This window comes from Kitasatospora sp. MAP12-44 (assembly GCF_029892095.1).
Lineage (GTDB): Bacteria > Actinomycetota > Actinomycetes > Streptomycetales > Streptomycetaceae > Kitasatospora.
In genome coordinates, this window is record NZ_JARZAE010000004.1 from 8235339 (window position 1) to 8252079 (window position 16741).

A 16741-nucleotide genomic window follows, 5' to 3' on the forward strand; every position below is an offset into this window, starting at 1 on the left:
CAAGCACCCCGGAGCGTACGGGACGGCACAGCCCCGCTGACCAGCGGCCCTGCATCTTTCAGCGGGGTGAGCAGTAGGAGTCGGAGGAGGCGTCCCCGCCGTGCAGGTGGGTCTGGTGGACGCGCAGGCCGTTGAACTCGGCGCCGTGCGGGAAGAATCGGGGGTCGACGGTGAGGCCGCCGTCGGTGGTGTCGGCGTCGAGTTTGATGACCCAGGGCTCGATGCCGTCGGGGTAGAACTGGTCGTCCCAGGAGCCGTAGAGGGAGTTGGAGAGATAGAGGCGCTTGCCGTCGCGGCTCAGCTCGACCATCTGCGGGCCGCCGGTGAGCGGGGTGTCGGGGGCGGTGGGGTGCGGGGCGCGGGCGGTGATGCCGCCCAGTCGCACCGAGCCGGTGGCGCGCGGGTGGAACGGGTCGCTGACGTCGAACTGGTGGAGCTCGCCGGTGCCCCAGGCCGAGACGTAGAGCCAGCGGTCGTCGACCGACAGGTTGATGTCGGTGACCAACGGCGGTACCGCGCCGAAGGGTTGCAGCGCGGGTGGCAGATCCTCGGTCTTGGCGGGCTCGGCTGGGATCTCGATCACCTTGCGGACGGCGAACTTCGCGCCGTCGCGATACCACAGCCAGACCGAGGCCGACAGGTCCTCCACGCTGGTCACGACGCCGACGAATCCCCACTCCTGCTCCGGGTCGTGGGCCGGGCGCAGCTCCAGCACCATCTGGTGATGGTCGCCGAAGTCGATCCGCTGCAGGTGGCGGCCCGAGTCCAGCTCCCAGAAGTGCAGCGCGTGGCCGTACTTGCGGCCCAGCAGCAGCTCCGGGACGATGCCGTCCTCGACCATCGACGGGGTGCCCCACTCGCTGGTGACGGCGGTGTTGGTGCCCAGGTGCCACCAGACGTCGTAGGCCAGCCGCTGCGGTCCGCGCTCGCTCTCCCAAGCCCGCAGCACCTCGAAGGTGGTGTGGTCGAGCAGCGCGACGCCGCCCGGGCCGTCGTTGCCGTTCGCGCCGCCCAGGCAGGAGAGGAAGACGCCGTCGGGGCCGCAGTGCAGGGTGTGCGGGCGCGAGTAGCCGGCCTTCTCCGCGAGCTCCTCGGCGCTGACGGTCTTCACCAGGCGGGGGCGGACCGGGTCGGGCCGGGTGTCCAGCACGTGCAGGCGCGAGGAGCGCAGGCCGGGCAGCAGCAGGTAGCGCCGCTCGGGGTTGTGGTGGCAGGCATGGGCCAGGGCGCTGGAGCAGGCGTTCCAGCCGAAGTGGTGCAACTCGTCGCCGGGGGTAGGCATTTCGGTGACGTTGAGGACCTGGCCGTAGCTGGGCGAGGCGGGGTCGGTGTCGAGCGTGATCAGGGCGTCCGGTCGCTGCGCGGAGCGGTCGAAGCCGACCACATAGGCGAGCTTCTCGGGCGGCGCGGCGATCGCGTCCGCCGGCGTGCGGTAGAGCGAGGGGTCGGTGTGGATTTCGGACAAGAGGGCTCCTCGGCTCGACCGAACAGGGGTTGCAGCCTCGCACGGCGACCCCGGCGCACGGCAGGCGCACGTACCGGCGCGAACTCCGCGTCTGCGTACGGCCTGCCGCCCGCGATCAGTCGCCGGTGTGTTCGGCCGGGCGCATGCCGGCGGTCCACTTCTCCTCGATCCGGCCGAACTTCCAGACGGCGAGGGCGGCGATCCAGGTGACGAAGAAGAGGCCGACGATCACGAAGCCGAGCAGGTTGATGTCGATGCCGCTGATCCAGCCCCAGAACGCGCCGGTGAGGTTCAGCTGTTGGGCGAGCAGGCCGAGGAGTTCGACGGTGCCGATGATCAGCGCGACGGCGACCGACAGGCCGGTGATGGTGAGGTTGTAGTACACCTTGCGGACGGGTTTGGAGAACGCCCACCCGTACGCGAAGTTCATGAACGAGCCGTCGATGGTGTCCAGCAGCGACATCCCCGCCGCGAAGAGCACCGGCATGCAGAGGATCGCGTACCAGGGCAGGCCGGAGGCGGCGCCGCTGCCGGCCAGTACCAGCAGGCCGATCTCGGTGGCGGTGTCGAAGCCCAGGCCGAAGAGCATCCCGACCGGGTACATCTGCCACGGCTTGCTGATCGACTTCATCACCCTGCCCAGCAGCCGGTTCATGAACCCGCGGTTGTTGAGCTGCTCCTCCAGTGCGGCCTCGTCGAAGGTGCCGGCGCGCATCTGCCGGAAGACCTTCCAGATGCCGGCCAGGATGACCAGGTTGATGGCGGCGATGACGTAGAGGAAGGTGCCCGACACCGTGGTGCCGATCAGCCCGGTGACGTTGTGCAGGTGGGAGTTGCCGTCCCGCACCGGTCCGGCCAGCGCCTTGACGCCGATCGAGAGCAGGAACGCCAGGCCGAAGACGATGGTGGAGTGGCCCAGCGAGAACCAGAAGCCCACCGACAGTGGCCGTTTGCCCTCCTGCATCAGCTTGCGGGTGGTGTTGTCGATGGCCGCGATGTGGTCGGCGTCGAAGGCGTGCCGCATGCCCAGGGTGTAGGCGGTCACGCCGATCCCGATGCCGAAGCCCTTCGTGCCCAGGCTCAGGTGCTGGGGCGCGACGATCGCGACCAGCGTGAACCAGCCGATGACGTGCAGCGCGGTGATGAAGCCGGCCATGCCGGCCAGGTTGGTCCACTCCCGCCGGCTCATCGAGGCGGCGGCGGCGCGCCAGCCGACGCTGACCGGGTCCCTCGTGGCGGTGCTGGCGCTGCTGCTCATGGATGCGTTCCCTCCGGGGGCGGCTACACGCGAGGTGCGAGCTGAACCATCATCAGTGCAGTTGCAAGTAACTCGCAATAGTGTGATCCCGGCACGATGATCTCGACTTCGAAAGGGGCCGTGTACGCGAAGCTCTGGGACGTCGTCAACTGGAACGACGTCGCCGCCCGCTTCGCCGCCGTCTCCGGCTCCTGACGCCACGCCGCTGGGGCACGGCGGGGGTCATAGCCCCGCTGTGCCCCACCGGTCGCGGAACAGGGCGAGCGTCTGCGCGAGTTGTGAGTGCTGCGGCTCGGGCAGGCCGTCGGGGGCGAACCAGCCGAGAGCGTCGAACTTGTGCGGCTCGCCGAGGGCGACCAGGGCCGGATCCACCTCGACCGCGAAGACCACCGCGACCCAGTGCGAGACCGGGTCCCCGCGCAGGATGTTGCGCACGCCCAGGGTCTCCACCGCCAGGGCCTCGGCGACGTACTCCTCGCGGACCTCGCGCTGTACGGCCGACTCGAACGACTCGCCGTGCTCCAGCGCGCCGGCGCCGGTGTCCCAGGCGCCCGGCTCGTCCCGCGCGCCCGCGCTGCGCCGGGCCAGCAGGAGCCGGCCCTGGCCGTCATGGCAGACGAAGACGCAGGACACGGTGGGTGCGGTGAGCGCCCGCTCGGCTGGGCGTGCGGGTAAACCGTCGGTGGTGTTCATGAGCGTCGACGCTACCCAGGCCGCCCTCGCCTCGCACGGGGTTTTCAGCCTGCCCGAGTCGCTTGTCTCGCCCAACTCGCCCAACTCGCCTGACGGGCCCGCCCGGTGGCCGAGGCGTCGAGGGGCCGGGGGCGCGCGAGGAGCAGCGTCGTGTAGGGAGCGCGGGGGCGGGCATCAGAGAGCTATGAAGAAAGTTCTGGAACTGCTGGTCTGCTTCCTCCACCCCATCGCCGTCGTACTGGTCTGGATCGACCTGGCCACGCGGCGCGATGTCAGCGGCGGTCGCAAACTGGCGTGGGGCATCCTGTCGCTGATCCCGCTGGTGCCCTTCGTCTATGTGCTGACCAGCGGCGATCTCTGGTAGCCGCGAACCCGCGAAACCCGCGAACCGCGCCGGGCGGCGTACTGCGCCCGGCGCGGTTCGAGCGATGCCCGCGCTCAGCAGGTGAAGTCGATCAGGCTGAACGACTCGTAGTGGTCGGAGGTGTAGTAGTCCTCCTGGGCCGCCTCGCCGGTGATGATGCGGCGGGTGCTGCGGTTCGACGCGCCCGGGGTCGTCACGGTGTACTCGTGGTAGTAGCCGTACGACTCGTCGGGCAGGACGCCCTCGCGGTTCTGGAACACCTCGCCGTCCTCGCTGTAGGGGAACGGGCCGTCCTGGGCGATCAGGTTGAGTGTGTCGTCGGCCTGGCTGGGCAGTGCGCTCTGGCAGATGCTGCCGGAGACGTCGGCGTGGGCCTCGGAGGCGAACGTCGTCAGTGGGGTCAGGGCCAGCAGGCCGACGGTGAGAACGGAAGCGGAACGCGACTTCAACGCGCGTAGAAACGTCTGCATGCCAGCAGTCTGACGGTCCGTCGGAGCATGCGACAGGGCCCTGAAAAGTCTTCATGTCCACGTAACTTCGTGGGCATCCCGGCGACGGACGGCGGCCGCTGAACGACCTTGGCGCAGCGGTCAGCCCGGTCGGCCCGGTCAGCCTGGTCAGCCCGCTCGTCCCGGTCGGTCAGCGGCCGTGGCTACCGCGGAGGTGGTGGTGCGTCGCGCGGATCGCCTCGTGCCAGAAGGGGGCGGCGGTCAGGTAGGCGCCCAGGGCCGAGAGCACGCCGAGCGAGACGTCCACGCTCACCCGCCCCTGCTTGGCCCAGTAGACGTCCTGCAGGTCGAGCAGCAGGGCGAACTCGTCGGCGATCAGCGCCGTCCCCGCTCCGTAGGCGGCGGCCACGCCGGGGTGCCTGACCGCCCGCTGATCGCCGCGCACCGCGACCAGCCCGACTCCCACCAGTGCCGCGATACCGATGTTGTAGTGGTGCAGATGGCGACCGCCCGCGGAGATGTTGCCCCACGGCAGCCAGCCGCCCCTGATGCCGTGGGTGATCAGCCGGGCGGTGCCGAAGGTGGTGCCGAACGCGACCCAGGTCACCAGCAGTGACCGCTTGGTGGGGGACAGATGTCGCTCCGCCGCACGCCGCCAGTGCTCGGCGAGTGCCACCTCGGTCGTGCTGTCCTGCTGCTCTGCCGGCGTGGCAGCACTCATCTCGGGCCTCCCGGTTCCGTGCGACGCCCTTCGACGCCAGCCCCGACGCTAGCCAGCGTCGGCGCCGACGGCATCCCGAAGTGGGTCGGCCCGCCATTTAATCGAGCAGGCGTTCGAATCTGGAGCTACCCTGGCGGTATGGCTTTTCAACTCCAGGGATCCCTGCTGGACGGCGCCGACGAGGTCGGCCTCGGCGACCTGGCGGCGCTGCGGCGCACGCGGCTTGCGCACGGCGCCTGGGTCGACGTGCTGCCCGGCTGGCTGGCCGGCGGGGACGCGCTGTTCGAAAAGCTGGCCGTCGACGTCCCCTGGTGGGCCGAGCGGCGCGCCATGTACGACCGCGTGGTCGCGGTCCCGCGCCTGCTCGCCTTCTACGCCCAGGACGACGCGCTCCCCGATCCGGTGCTGTCCGCCACCCGCGCGGCGCTCAGCGCCCACTACGGGCCGGAGCTCGGGGAGCCGTTCAGCACGCTCGGGCTCTGCTACTACCGCGACGGGCGGGACAGCGTCGCCTGGCACGGCGACCGGACGGGGCGCGGCTCCCGCGAGGACACGATGGTCGCGATCCTCTCGGTCGGGCAGCCGCGCCAGCTGCTGCTCAGACCACGCGACGGGCACGGCCTGACCGTGCGGCACTCGCTCGGCCACGGCGACCTGCTCGTCATGGGCGGTTCCTGTCAGCGCACTTGGGAGCACTGCGTCCCCAAGACGGCCCGCCCGGTGGGCCCGCGCATCAGCATCCAGTTCCGCCCGAGCGGGGTGCGCTGACTACTGCTCGCGCAGGCCCCACGGGGAGTCGTAGGCGACCAGCAGGTCGAGGAAGGGCTCGGCCGGGAACGCCTCGGGGCCCAGCACGCCGGTGCCCGACCAGACGCCGGAAGCCACCAGTTCGAGGGCGATCACCGGGTTGATCGCGGTCTGCCAGACCACCGCCTGGGAGCCGTACTCCTGCATCGACCACTGGTTGTCGACCACGTGGTAGAGGTAGACCTCGCGCGGACGCCCGTCCTTGACGCCCTTGACCCAGGTGCCGGCGCAGGTCTTGCCGTGCATCCGCTCGCCGAGGCCGGCCGGGTCCGGCAGCGCCGCGGCGACCACGTCACGCGGGGAGACCTGGACCGGTCCCAGGTTGCTCGCGACGGTGAGGGGAGTGGTGCGGTCCAGGCCGAGGGCGTGCAGCGTCTTGAGCTTGGCGATGAAGTCGTCGCCGAGGCCGTACTTGAAGGTGACCCGCTTGGCGTCCACCCAGCGCGGCACCAGCAGGACCTCCTCGTGTTCGACGTTGACGCACTCCACCGGTCCGATGCCTTCGGGAAATTCGAAGACCTCCGGCTCGCTGAACGGCGCGGTGGTGTACCAGCCGCGGTCGGCCTGGTAGACCACCGGCGGGTTCAGGCACTCCTCGATGGTGGTCCAGATGCTGAAGGAGGGGGCGAAGTCGTAGCCCTCGACCGTGAGGTTGGCGCCGTCGCGGATGCCGATCTCCTCGATCTCGTCGAACAGTTCGTCCGCGGCGTAGCGGGCGAAGACGTCCGACAGGCCGGGCTCCACGCCCATGCCCACCAGGGCCAGCAGGCCGGCCTGCTCCCACTGCTCGGCGCGGGCGAACTGGTCGTCCCCGAGCTTGACCCCGCACAGCTCGTGCGGACGCTCGGGGTGCGGCTTGGAGAGCGACATCGCCATGTCCAGGTAGCGCGCGCTGGCCGCCAACGCAGCCTCGAACAGCGGCAGTACGAAGCGCGGGTCGGTGGCGTTGAGCAGCACGTCGCAGCGCTGCTCGGTGAGCAGCGCGGTGACGGCGTCCTGGTCGGCGGCGTCGATCCGCGCCGCGCTGAACCGGGTCCGCGCCTCGCCGAGCGCGGCGACCGCCGCCTCGGCACGGGCCTGGTCGTAGTCGGCGACGACGACGTGCTCGAAGAAGTCGCGCCGGGCCGCGATCCGGGTGATCGCGGTGCCGACGCCTCCGGCGCCGACGAGAAGGATGCGCATGGGGGGCTCCGTCCGGTGGGGATGCTCGGGGGATGCCTGGCCGCTGAGGGATGCCTGGCCGGGAGATGCCCCCATCGAACGCCTGCCGTCCGATTAAGGTCAACCGCGTTGGCGTAAGCTTGCCCGTATGGCCAAGACCGTGGTGCGGGAACAGGCGCGGCAGCGCCGCAGGCGGACCAAGCAGGGCACGGTGCTGACGCACGCCGAGATCGTCGAAACCGCCCTGCGGATGCTGCGCGAGCACGGCGCCCAGGGCTTCACCGCGCGCCGTCTCGGGCTGGCACTGGGCGCCGACGCCAGTGCGGTCTACCGCTACTTCGCCGGCATGGACGACCTCACGCTCGCCATCGCGGACGAACTGATGCGCCGGGCCATGGAGCACTGGCAACCGGTCGGCGACTGGCGCGCGGACCTGCGGGCGCTGGGCCTGCGCGTCCACGCCGCCTACCTCGCCCACCCGCACGCGGCCGTGCTGACCGCCAGCCGCGTCAGCGGCCGTCCCGAGGAGGTCGCCGCCGACGAGGCGATCCTCGGCCTGCTGCGCGGAGCGGGCTTCCCGGACCGCGCGGCAGTGCGGATCTTCCACGTCTTCATCGACCAGAGCCTGGCCTTCGCCACGCTGGACGCCGCGTCGCTGGCGCTCCCGGAGACGGCGCGCCGGTCGGACGAGGAGATGTGGCAGGCGACCTACGCCGGTCTGCCGCAGGAGACGCACCCGCACATCGCCGCCACCGCCGACCTGCTGGTCGCCCGGATGAACATCAGCGCCTACCCGGCCGCCCTGGACCTGCTGTTGGCCGCCGCGGCGGCCGAGCTGTCCGCGATCCCGCGGAGTTGATCACCCCGCCCCGGCCGGCCCGGCAAGGACAGCGCGATGCCACACCCGCCTGTCTGTTCGGGTGTGGCATCTCGCTCTCGTTCCCGCCTGGCCCGCGTCAGGGGGTCACGGCAGCTGGCGGAGCCCGATGACGTTGCCGTCCGCGTCCTTGACGGAGGCGACCAGCATGCCGCCGCCGACATCGTGCGGCTCTTCGTGGGACTCGGCGCCGGCGGCGAGGAGGGCCTGGCGGGCGGCGGCGATGTCGGGCACGTCGCGGAAGCAGACCGGGCCGGAGAGGCCGCTCTCGTGGGCGTCGGGCACGAGGCCGATCTGCTGCCCGTCGAGCTCGAAGCCGACGTAGTACGGCGAGTCCGTCGACGGCTCGACGCCGAGGAACGTACCGAAGAGCGCCTTGGCCCGGTCCAGGTCCTTGACGTGGTAAAGGATGACGCTGATGCCAGTGCTCATGACGTGGGTACTCCTGTGTCTCGGGATGGTCCTGCGGCGGCCCTGCGGGTTGCGCCGGTGATCCCACGGTAGGCGCGGGGTGCGGGCGGCCGCTTCTCCGAAACTGACCGATCAGCCGGTGCGCGCGACCCGCGCCACCGCCCGACTACCGTTGCTCCGCATGACCCACACCGAGAACGGTTCCCGCGACCCCGGAAGCCCACCTGGTGATTTCACCGACTCGTATGGGTACCACGCCTTCGGTGGAAGCCGGTGCCAGGATAGGGCCGTTCGTGACGTCGATGTACTCGACCGTGGTTCGTATTTTCCGGTGGCTCTGGGGGCCTCTGATCGGGTGATCTTCCGGATCGGGGCGTGTCCCTGAGACTGTCGGAGTTTTGAGTTTCGGTAGCTTGTGACTGCGGGCCCGTTGGCCGTCTCCCTGACAAGTCACGGCCAGGACGGGCCCGCCCCCAGGGTTACTCTTCGTTGGCTGGTCCTTGTTGCCTGGGCGGCCAACTGCGGGATTAGCGACGCGCGACGAGTTCGGCGTAGAGGCATGTGAGTTCGTCGGCGACTTGGGAGATGTCGTACATGCCCACGACCGGTGGTGGCGTCAGGGGAGGCACGCATTCCGCAGCTACCGTGGACAGGCGAGAAGCGTAGCTACGGCCGTCCGAAGGCGAATAGTAGGCGTGTCCTGCGTAATGCCGTGGGAGTTCAGCCAGTGATGGTCCGCTCGTGTAGACGACCGGGAGGCCGGCCGCCAGGGCCTCCAGGAGAGATAGTCCGAAGGTTTCGACAATGGACGGGGCCGCGAGGACATCCAGGGCAGTCAGGAGGCGTGATACGTCGTCACGCTCACCAAGGAATACGGTCCGGTCGGCCAGCTGTGCTTCGCGGGCCTGGCGGGTCAGTGCGTCAAGCTGCTGCCCCGCGCCCACCAGAACCAGCCATGGCACACGGCCGTCCGACAGAGCGGCTGGCATGGAGGCCAGGGCGTCGATGAGCACATCGAACTGTTTGCCCGGAACCAGTCGACCTACCCCGCCGATCACGTAGGAATCGAGTGGGATTCCCAGTTGCGTGCGCACCTCTCTCCGCGATTTTGCGTGCTCGACCGATGTAGACGTGTAGGCGGAAGCATCGATTCCGTTCGCGATTTTCCGGATCCGCTGAGCCGGGATTCCCCAGCTGCTCAGGCACTCCGAGACTTCACTGGAAACGGCTACGGTGCAGCTTCCAAGCCGTTCTGTCGCGGTGTATAGAAGTCTGACTCCCACGGTTGTACTGCGTCCCTCAATTGAGTTCTTCAGCAGTGAGTGCTCAGTTGCCACAATCGTTGAGACCCCCGCGAGCCGGGCTGCCAGGCGGCCGTAGACACAGGAGCGGTACAGGTGAGTGTGGACGATGTCGAAGCGCCCTCGACGGATGAAGCCGGCCAGTTTGAAGAGTGCGGCGATGTCCCGATTCCCCCGCATCGCCAGATGTGTGACCGGAGTGCCGTCCTGTCGAATTCCTTCTGCTACCGTCCCCGGGTTTTCCAATGTGACGACCTCGCAGTGATGATCGTCCGGCATGTTTCGCAGCAGAAGCCGCAGTTGCTGTTCCGCTCCGCCTGCGGCCAGACCGGTGATGATATGGAGGATCCTCATTATCTTACTCCAGGGGTGCGACTGCGCGTTCTGTTCATCTGGCGCTATTGGCGGGTGACGGCGAGGTGGCGGATACGTTTGAGTGTGAGCCGCAACGGCGTGTCGCGCTCCCCGACAAAGCAGCGTGGAATCGTATGACCCGAAGGCTGGATTGTTGCTTTAGTGGCGCAGGCGTATCGGTACCCTGCTTGCTGGGTCATTGCGGAGATCCTGGCGTCGACCGAGCCGTACGGATAGCAGAAGCCAAGGACCGGCTTGCCAGTGATCCGCTCAAGAGCCATTCGACTCCCGGTGATCTCAGCTTCAGCCTCGCTGTCGGAGATCTCGGGCAAGTGCCGGTGCGTGAGGCTGTGCGAGCCCACTTCAATGTCGGTTGAAGCCAGTTCCCTCACTTGCTCGACAGACATGATCTTGCGTTTGTCGGCGCCACTGGAGAAGTCCCAGTCATTATAGCCGCCAAGCCGCTCGACAATAACAAAGGCTGTGGCCGTGAAGCGATGCTTTTCGAGCACGGGCAGTGCGTTGCCCAGGAAATCCTCGTAGCCATCGTCAAAGGTCAGTCCGACCAGTTTATTGGCGGCAGGATCCCGGGACTGCAGCAACTCGGCCATGCTGACCCCCCTGAAGCCACGGCGGGAGAGCCACTCCATCTGCGCTGAAAACTGCCTCGGGGAGACGCAGATCATATGAGGATCGAATTCGGCTGTATCGATGGAGTGGTACATGAGGATCCAGGGCGGCTTTTGCATGTTGCTCGTCTCTTCACGCAGGGAATGGTCGGGTAGGCCGGACCCGTAGAAGGGGCCGATCGGAGTTTTCAGCGCGTATCCGGGATGTCTGGTGCGGCCTGAACCAGGACGTGGGATCGCCGGGTCTTCGCTGATCATTTAGAGGCGGCCGTGGAGAGGGTTTCCTGGGTGGCCGGGCCTCGATCGCGACCAGGTCCGTGCTCACCGATCCGATCCGCAGGCAGGTCGCCACCCCCTGGACCAGGGCGGCGGCGGGAAGCTGGCGGTGCAGCAGCAGCACCTCGATCAGCATCCTCGTGCCCTCGCGGTCCCCGACCTTCTGCTTGGCCGCTGCCCAGAACGCCTCGTGGCCCTTCGTGAAGGAGACCTCGGCGCGGGCCTGGGCGAGCGCGGACGCGCCGGCGAACGCGCCAGGCTTGACCAGCAGGATCTCCAGGTAGTGGTCCAGGAAGTCGTGGTAGGTGTAACGGCGGGTCAGACGCGGGTGGCGGGCGACGACCTGGCGGCCGTCGAACACCCACAGCTCGTTGGCCCGCAGCTTGATGCGCACCTTGCTCCCGATGAACTTCGCCGGGACGGAGTAGTAGCCCTGACGGACCGTGACCCGGCTGTTGCGCGCAACCACGGGCGTCAGGCCGATCCCGCAGTCGAAGTCGTCCGCAGGGAGCGGGCGGAGCAGGTCGCGTTCCTGCTCGAAATCGAACCCGATCGAGGTCGGCCGGCCGTGAATGTGCCGGGCGTCCTCCGCGACGTCGATCGCGGCCAGGCGCTCGTTCAGTACCGCCAGCGCGTCGACCCGGGGCGGCGGGACCATGTGTTTGCGGCGGAACCGGCCTCCCTCGTGTTCGACGCCGCCTTTCTCATGTGCCCCGGCCTCACCCGGCGCGCAGTAGAACGCCGAGAACTGGTAACACGACTTGAACGAAGCCCACCGGGACGACTCCAGCCTCGAGCGCCCGAACAAGACCTGTTTGAGCGCCGGTCTGAGGTTGTCGTACCGAATGTGGACCGACGGCACCCAACCCAGCACTGCGAACGCCTCCGCGTGGCCTTCCAGGGCCGCCTCCTGCGAGGCGGTCGCGTAGACGCGGTGGATAGCCGTGCCGGAGTAGGACAGGCGCAGGGTGAACAGCACGCACTTGCGGCGCTGCCCGGAAAGATCCAGCCAGAAGTCCGCGAAGTCGACCTCCGCCTCCTCACCCGGACGCTTCGCCTGCGGGACCACACCCTCCAGATGCCGCCGCCCCTCCAGCGCCTCCGACTTGATCTCAGGCCGCCGCTTGCTGACGTACTCCCACACCGTGGTCTGCCGGGCCAGCTCGAAGTCGTGCTCCGCTGCCAGACGCTCCATGATCCGCACGATCGTGTGCTTCTGCTTCTGCTTCCGCGGTGCGTCCACGTCCTCGCGCAGCATCGCGTCGATGAGCGCCTTCACCGGCTCCAGCACGCTCGCCCGCGGGGGAGGCGACTTCCGCTTCGGCGGCAACGGCGACTCGATCGCCTGCTTCACCGTGTTCCGCGAGACCTTGAACCGCGCCGCCAGTTCCCGCCCTGACAAGCCTTCCCGGTGGGCCTGGCGGATCCTCTCGAACAGCACTTCACGCGACCTGTGCACCATCGGTCTCCCTGACCTGGACCGTGATCAACAAGCACAGCGTGACGGCCAAACGGCCTACCGCTTCCGATTACTCCAAAAGCGGCATGTCGCACATCATCACACCGGATGGCTCCCAATCTCACCGAAGATCCACCGGCCCCGATCCAACGAAAACGTGGCTCTCGTACAACAGTTCAGGCACGGATTCCGTGCAGCCGATCGTGCTTCTGTGCGCCGGTGACGCTTCGTCATCTACGGGTGGATGCCGGCTGCGTGTGAAGAACTGGTCCTTCTGCTTCCGCATCTCGCCGGAATACAGGTCGAGTACATGGAGGTGCGGGACGTCCCCGTGCTCTGCCCGGGCTGCCAGGCGCCGTCTGGCCGGATGACCGGGACCTGATTCACTTCACGGGATCTGTGCCTGAACCCATACAACCCGACAAAATCACACCTGGGGCCCACCGGCCCACGCCGCACTACGCCGCCTCCTCGCCTCGGCCCGCCACTGATCACCCGACGTCACCCGCGGATCCCCCGGGGATCTCAAAGTCGGCCGGATCGACTTCCTGATCCTGTTCCGGCGCCCCGGAGACAGCCAGACGACAGGTCGCGGGTCAGTGCGCCTGACTCGGTCGGAGTCGTCCTCTCACGCTCAGGGGAGGCCGAGTTGTCGGTGGTGCTGTTCCGAGGGGGCTGGGCCGATGTGGACTATGTGGTCGACGGCGATGACTTCGGGACTCTTCCAGCAGCGGAGTGGATTCCGCCGGGGCGTTCGGCAACCGACTGGACGGTTGGGTGGCTCGGGTGTTCGGTGCACCGGTTGCGGGGGAGGGGCAGGGGCCGCGCGGGGGTCAGAGCTGCGCTGCGTAGATCTGGATCGGTAGGCCTGCTCGGGATACGGCGTCGCGTTCGTAGGAGAGGCCGACCTTCTGGGCCACCCGCTGGGACGGTGTGTTGTCCGGGTGGATCATGGCGATGAGGCGCTTGGTGCCGAGGACTTCGCGGGCGTGGTCGCGGCAGGCTGCGGCTGCTTCGGTGGCGTAGCCGCGTCCCTGGAGGGCGGTGCGGATGTGGTAGCCGAGCTCGATGTCGAGGGTGCCTTCGACTTCCTGGGGGGTCAGGCCGCAGTCGCCCACGAACTCGCCGGTGGCCTGAAGGGTGATCAGCCAGAGGCCGAAGCCCTCCTGCTGATAGAGGCGCTGGTTCCAGTCGATCCAGGCCATCGCCTCGGTGCGGTCCTTGGCGCGGGCGTAGTACCGCATCACCTCCGGGTCGCCGAGGAGTGCGGCCATGTCGTCGAGGTCGGCTGCGGACATCCGGCGGAACGCGAGCCGTTCGGTGCGAGCGGGTACACGGTGGTGTCCGGTGCGCTCGGTGCGCCCGGTCGTCATCGAGGCGGCCGAAGCGGGATGACGGCGAAGGTGGCGAGTCCGTCGTCGAGCAGGTGCGCGGCGCGGTGGACGTCGGCGGTGACCGCCTCGCGGACCTGGGCGGGGGTGCGAGTGTCGTCCAGGTACTTGCGCAGGGCCCGGAACTGGATCTGCCAGAGTCCGAGCAGGGCGGTGGCGGCCAATTGGGGTTCGGGGGCGTCGGGACTGGTGCCGATCCGTTCGGCCAGGGTCTCGGCGGCTACCGCGATGAGGCGGTCCGTCATGTCGCGTTGGTGGGCGCGCAGGGACGGCGTGCTGTGGATCAGGGCGCCGAAGCGCTGGAACCTGGCGACGGCCTGGACCGGGTCGGCCTGTGTGCCGAGCCAGGACGTCAGGGCGCCCAACTCGTCGGCCAGGATCTGGCGTGCGGCTTCGACCGGGGGGAGGTCCCGGTTGGCCAGGTCGATGCGCAGGGCGGCCATGGTGGCGTCCGGAAGGTCCAGGACGAGGGATTCCTTGGTGGGGAAGTAGTTGAACACCGTCTTCTCCGACACCCCGCACGCCTCGGCGATCTCCGAGACGCGGACGGCCTCGAATCCCCGCTCCACGAAGAGTTCTGTCGCGGTGTCGGACAACTCCTGGCGCAGCAGCCGCTTTTTGCGCTCGCGCAGTCCCTCGGCCTCTGGTGCCCCGATCCTGGGGCCGCGCAGTGCTGCCCAGTCCACTGTTCGTGCGCTCATGGCGACAGGATAGTCCAGCGCCTGAATGCTTACTGCTACAGTAAAGGTTCAGTGACGGTAAGATTGAGCTGGAAAGGCATGATGCATGGCTGCGCGCATCGTTGAGTTCGTCGAGTTCGTCAACCTGTTCTTCGCCGGCCTGCTGGCAGGCATGGAGTTCGTGGTCCGCTTCGGCGTGCGCGGACCGCTCGCAGCCCTGGAGGAGCGTGCGCAGCTGCAACTGCGCCAGGCGCTGATCCGGACCCTGCGTGTCGTGGTGCCGGCCGCCTACCTGCCGACGATCGTGTCCGGGGTGGTCGTCACGGCCCTCTACGGCACAGGCGCCGGCGCCGGCGCGGGCGCCAACTCCGGGATCGCGCTCGGCTTCCGCTGTGCGGCGGTGCTGGCGATGGTCGTCTGGACGCTGGCCACCTTCGGTGGCACCGTGCCGATCAACGCGGCGGTGCTCGACTGGCAGCCCGGTGCGCTGCCGCAGAACTGGCGGGAGCTGATCCGCCGCTGGGAGCGGCTGGACACGGTGCGCACCTGGGCGGCGGTGGCGGCGTTCGCCTGTTTCCTGGTGGCGGCGTCGCAGAGGTAGGGAGCGGTGGGGGTGGGGGACCGCCGGCGTCAGGCGGGTCCGTCCTCCAGGAGTTCGCGCCGGATGATCTCGAACTGCACCCGCATCGCCTCGCCGAGCGCGTTCGCGGCCGACAGCGGTCGGACCATCACACAGAACTCCTTGATCAGCCCCTCCTCGTCGAGCTCCAGGAAGTCGCAGCCGTGCACCTCCCGCTCGCCGATGCGAGCCTTGAACATCAGCGCCAGGCTGTTGCCGTCGGCGATCTCCCGGACGTACCGGAAGTCCTCGAACGCCCGGTCGGCCCCGCGCAGGATCGCCGCCACCATGGCTCGGCCCTGGTAGGGAGCGAAGGCGACCGGGCTGAGGAAGGCGGCGTCCTCGGCCAGCAGGGCCGGGATTGCCTGGTGGTCGTGGGCCTCGACGGCCTTGCGGAAGGGGTGCATCCGGCGCCTCTATTCAACTTGTTGATTAGGTGCATCGGAGAATAATCGCGCCCTGATACGTTGTCTACATGTCTCTGCGAAACGCGGTCCTGGCGGCGCTCCTGGAGGGCGAGGCCTCCGGCTACGACCTGGCCAAGCGCTTCGACGCGTCAGTGGCGAACTTCTGGTCGGCGACGCCGCAGCAGCTTTACCGGGAGCTGGAGCGGATGGAGGGCGACGGCCTGATCCGGACGCGGGTGGTGGAGCAGGAGCGCCGACCCAACAAGCGGCTGTGCTCGCTGACCGAGGCCGGGCGTCGCGCGCTGCACGCGTTCACCGCGGAGCCGGCGCGGCCCACCGCGATCCGGGACGAGCTGCTGGTCAAGGTGCAGGCCGCCGACCGGGGCGATCTCGACGCCGTACGGGTGGCCGTCGCGGAGCGGATGGAGTGGTCGCGGGCCAAGCTCGCCCGCTACGAGCGCCTGCGCGAGCGGCTGCTGGACGGTCGCCGCGAGGACGCCTACCTTGCCGAGGCCGAACACATCGGTCCCTACCTCACCTTGCTACGTGGCGTCTCCTTCGAGCAGGAGACACTGCGCTGGGGGGAGACGGCCCTCACGGTGCTGGCCCGGCGAGCGGCGTCGGCGGCCGACCAGGGCTGACTGAGCGTCAGGCTGTGGGAACGGCTGCGGGAACGGATGCGGGGGCGGCGGCCGGCTGCGGGCTCGTGATGAGCGCGAAGGCCGCATCCAGCGAGGCGGCGAGGCGGGCCGGGTCCGGATCGGCCTTGCGCAGGATCTGCAGGCCCTGGATGAGCGCGACCAGCAGGCGCGCGGCCTCGCGCGGGCTCACGGCGGCGGTGAGTTCACCGGCTGCTCGCGCCCGTTCGAGCTGCGCGGTGAACGCGTCCTCGGCGCTGCGCAGGCTGGCGCGGGCGAGTTCCGCGACGCCGAGGTTGCCCGGGAGGAGCTCGGCGATGCTGTTGACGCTGAAGCAGCCCGCACCGCTGCAGGCCGACTCCGAGTGCAGCAGCGTCTCGAAGAGGCGTCGCAGTTGCGGCAGTGCGGGCTGCTGGTCGTCGAGCGCGGAGGCGAGCAGATCGGCCTGGCGGCCGAGGTAGCGGCCGAGTGCCTGGATGAACAGGCGGTGCTTGTCGCCGAACGCCGCGTAGATCGAGCCCCGACCCAGCTCCAGCTCCTCCACCAGGTCGTTCATGCTCGTGGCCTCGTAGCCCTTGCGCCAGAACAGGAGCATCGCCCGGTCCAGGATCGCCTCTTCGTCGAACGTCCGCGGTCTTCCCATGGCCCCTACCGTACCCAAGCCGCGGGGTGGTCGGTGCACATATTTGACCTCTCGTTCCAGAATCTGTACGTTCTGGAACGAGAGGTCAAGTACTGCGGAGTGCCAACAGTGCCAACAGTGCCGACCGGTGCTTGACGC

The 16741-nt window shown here is 68.7% G+C and carries 19 protein-coding genes; 5 read left to right on the forward strand and 14 right to left on the reverse strand.

Features of this window, described 5'->3' with window-relative positions; all coding sequences use genetic code 11:
• Window positions 1–58: 58 nt before the first annotated feature.
• The 3 genes from P3T34_RS37020 to P3T34_RS37030 form a co-directional block, all read right to left on the reverse strand.
• Window positions 59–1465, reverse strand: coding sequence for a selenium-binding protein SBP56-related protein (locus tag P3T34_RS37020; protein ID WP_280670782.1), 1407 nt, complete (start codon window positions 1463–1465; stop codon window positions 59–61).
• A 115-nt stretch (window positions 1466–1580) separates the two neighbouring features.
• Window positions 1581–2723, reverse strand: coding sequence for a HoxN/HupN/NixA family nickel/cobalt transporter (locus tag P3T34_RS37025; protein WP_280670784.1), 1143 nt, complete (start codon window positions 2721–2723; stop codon window positions 1581–1583).
• A gap of 222 nt (window positions 2724–2945) precedes the next feature.
• Window positions 2946–3416, reverse strand: coding sequence for an NUDIX domain-containing protein (locus P3T34_RS37030; protein ID WP_280670786.1), 471 nt, complete (start codon window positions 3414–3416; stop codon window positions 2946–2948).
• A gap of 184 nt (window positions 3417–3600) precedes the next feature.
• On the opposite strand from P3T34_RS37030, the gene P3T34_RS37035 reads away from it, so the two are divergent.
• Window positions 3601–3780 carry a hypothetical protein gene (locus tag P3T34_RS37035; RefSeq protein ID WP_280670788.1) on the forward strand — a complete coding sequence of 60 codons (180 nt, stop codon included), beginning with the start codon at window positions 3601–3603 and terminating at the stop codon, window positions 3778–3780.
• Window positions 3781–3854: 74 nt separating this feature from the next.
• Here P3T34_RS37035 and P3T34_RS37040 read toward each other — a convergent pair whose 3' ends face one another.
• Together P3T34_RS37040 and P3T34_RS37045 are read right to left on the reverse strand one after the other, a co-directional pair.
• A complete protein-coding gene (locus tag P3T34_RS37040) occupies window positions 3855–4250 on the reverse strand; it encodes a ribonuclease (RefSeq protein ID WP_280670790.1) in 396 nt (131 codons plus the stop codon).
• A gap of 169 nt (window positions 4251–4419) precedes the next feature.
• Window positions 4420–4950: a hypothetical protein gene (locus tag P3T34_RS37045; protein ID WP_280670792.1), complete on the reverse strand. Its 531-nt coding sequence runs from the start codon at window positions 4948–4950 to the stop codon at window positions 4420–4422.
• Window positions 4951–5088: 138 nt separating this feature from the next.
• Here P3T34_RS37045 and P3T34_RS37050 point away from each other — a divergent pair, with 138 nt between their 5' ends.
• Window positions 5089–5718, forward strand: a complete 630-nt coding sequence (locus P3T34_RS37050) for an alpha-ketoglutarate-dependent dioxygenase AlkB (protein ID WP_280670794.1) — start codon at window positions 5089–5091, stop codon at window positions 5716–5718.
• Here the strand turns inward: P3T34_RS37050 and P3T34_RS37055 are convergent, their stop codons facing one another.
• Window positions 5719–6939 carry a saccharopine dehydrogenase C-terminal domain-containing protein gene (locus tag P3T34_RS37055; RefSeq protein WP_280670795.1) on the reverse strand — a complete coding sequence of 407 codons (1221 nt, stop codon included), beginning with the start codon at window positions 6937–6939 and terminating at the stop codon, window positions 5719–5721. It lies immediately after the preceding gene.
• Between the two features lie 127 nt (window positions 6940–7066).
• Here P3T34_RS37055 and P3T34_RS37060 point away from each other — a divergent pair, with 127 nt between their 5' ends.
• Window positions 7067–7777 (forward strand): TetR/AcrR family transcriptional regulator, encoded by a 711-nt coding sequence (locus tag P3T34_RS37060; RefSeq protein WP_280670797.1) that lies wholly within the window; start codon window positions 7067–7069, stop codon window positions 7775–7777.
• Window positions 7778–7882: 105 nt separating this feature from the next.
• Here the strand turns inward: P3T34_RS37060 and P3T34_RS37065 are convergent, their stop codons facing one another.
• From P3T34_RS37065 to P3T34_RS37090, 6 genes are all read right to left on the reverse strand, one after another.
• Complete coding sequence (locus P3T34_RS37065; protein WP_280670799.1) at window positions 7883–8227, reverse strand: VOC family protein; 345 nt, start codon at window positions 8225–8227, stop codon at window positions 7883–7885.
• 506 nt (window positions 8228–8733) lie between these two features.
• On the reverse strand, window positions 8734–9861 hold the full coding sequence (locus P3T34_RS37070) for a glycosyltransferase (RefSeq protein WP_280670801.1): 1128 nt from the start codon (window positions 9859–9861) through the stop codon (window positions 8734–8736).
• A gap of 44 nt (window positions 9862–9905) precedes the next feature.
• A complete protein-coding gene (locus tag P3T34_RS37075; RefSeq protein WP_280670803.1) occupies window positions 9906–10472 on the reverse strand; it encodes a polysaccharide deacetylase family protein in 567 nt (188 codons plus the stop codon).
• A 151-nt stretch (window positions 10473–10623) separates the two neighbouring features.
• The gene (istA, locus tag P3T34_RS37080) at window positions 10624–12228 is read right to left on the reverse strand and encodes an IS21 family transposase (protein ID WP_280670805.1); all 1605 of its coding nucleotides are present in this window, start codon (window positions 12226–12228) and stop codon (window positions 10624–10626) included.
• An 830-nt stretch (window positions 12229–13058) separates the two neighbouring features.
• Window positions 13059–13598: a GNAT family N-acetyltransferase gene (locus P3T34_RS37085; protein ID WP_280670807.1), complete on the reverse strand. Its 540-nt coding sequence runs from the start codon at window positions 13596–13598 to the stop codon at window positions 13059–13061.
• A complete protein-coding gene (locus P3T34_RS37090) occupies window positions 13595–14317 on the reverse strand; it encodes a TetR family transcriptional regulator (protein WP_280670808.1) in 723 nt (240 codons plus the stop codon). The genes P3T34_RS37085 and P3T34_RS37090 overlap by 4 nt, the downstream gene beginning before the upstream one ends.
• An 85-nt stretch (window positions 14318–14402) precedes the next feature.
• Between P3T34_RS37090 and P3T34_RS37095 the strand changes: the two genes are divergently transcribed.
• Window positions 14403–14897 carry an anthrone oxygenase family protein gene (locus P3T34_RS37095; RefSeq protein ID WP_280670810.1) on the forward strand — a complete coding sequence of 165 codons (495 nt, stop codon included), beginning with the start codon at window positions 14403–14405 and terminating at the stop codon, window positions 14895–14897.
• 29 nt (window positions 14898–14926) lie between these two features.
• On the opposite strand, the gene P3T34_RS37100 is transcribed toward P3T34_RS37095, so the two are convergent.
• On the reverse strand, window positions 14927–15322 hold the full coding sequence (locus P3T34_RS37100) for a nuclear transport factor 2 family protein (RefSeq protein WP_280670812.1): 396 nt from the start codon (window positions 15320–15322) through the stop codon (window positions 14927–14929).
• A gap of 68 nt (window positions 15323–15390) precedes the next feature.
• Between P3T34_RS37100 and P3T34_RS37105 the strand changes: the two genes are divergently transcribed.
• Window positions 15391–15963 (forward strand): PadR family transcriptional regulator, encoded by a 573-nt coding sequence (locus P3T34_RS37105; protein WP_280670814.1) that lies wholly within the window; start codon window positions 15391–15393, stop codon window positions 15961–15963.
• 7 nt (window positions 15964–15970) lie between these two features.
• Here P3T34_RS37105 and P3T34_RS37110 read toward each other — a convergent pair whose 3' ends face one another.
• Window positions 15971–16603, reverse strand: a complete 633-nt coding sequence (locus tag P3T34_RS37110) for a TetR/AcrR family transcriptional regulator (RefSeq protein WP_280670816.1) — start codon at window positions 16601–16603, stop codon at window positions 15971–15973.
• Window positions 16604–16741 lie beyond the last annotated feature (138 nt).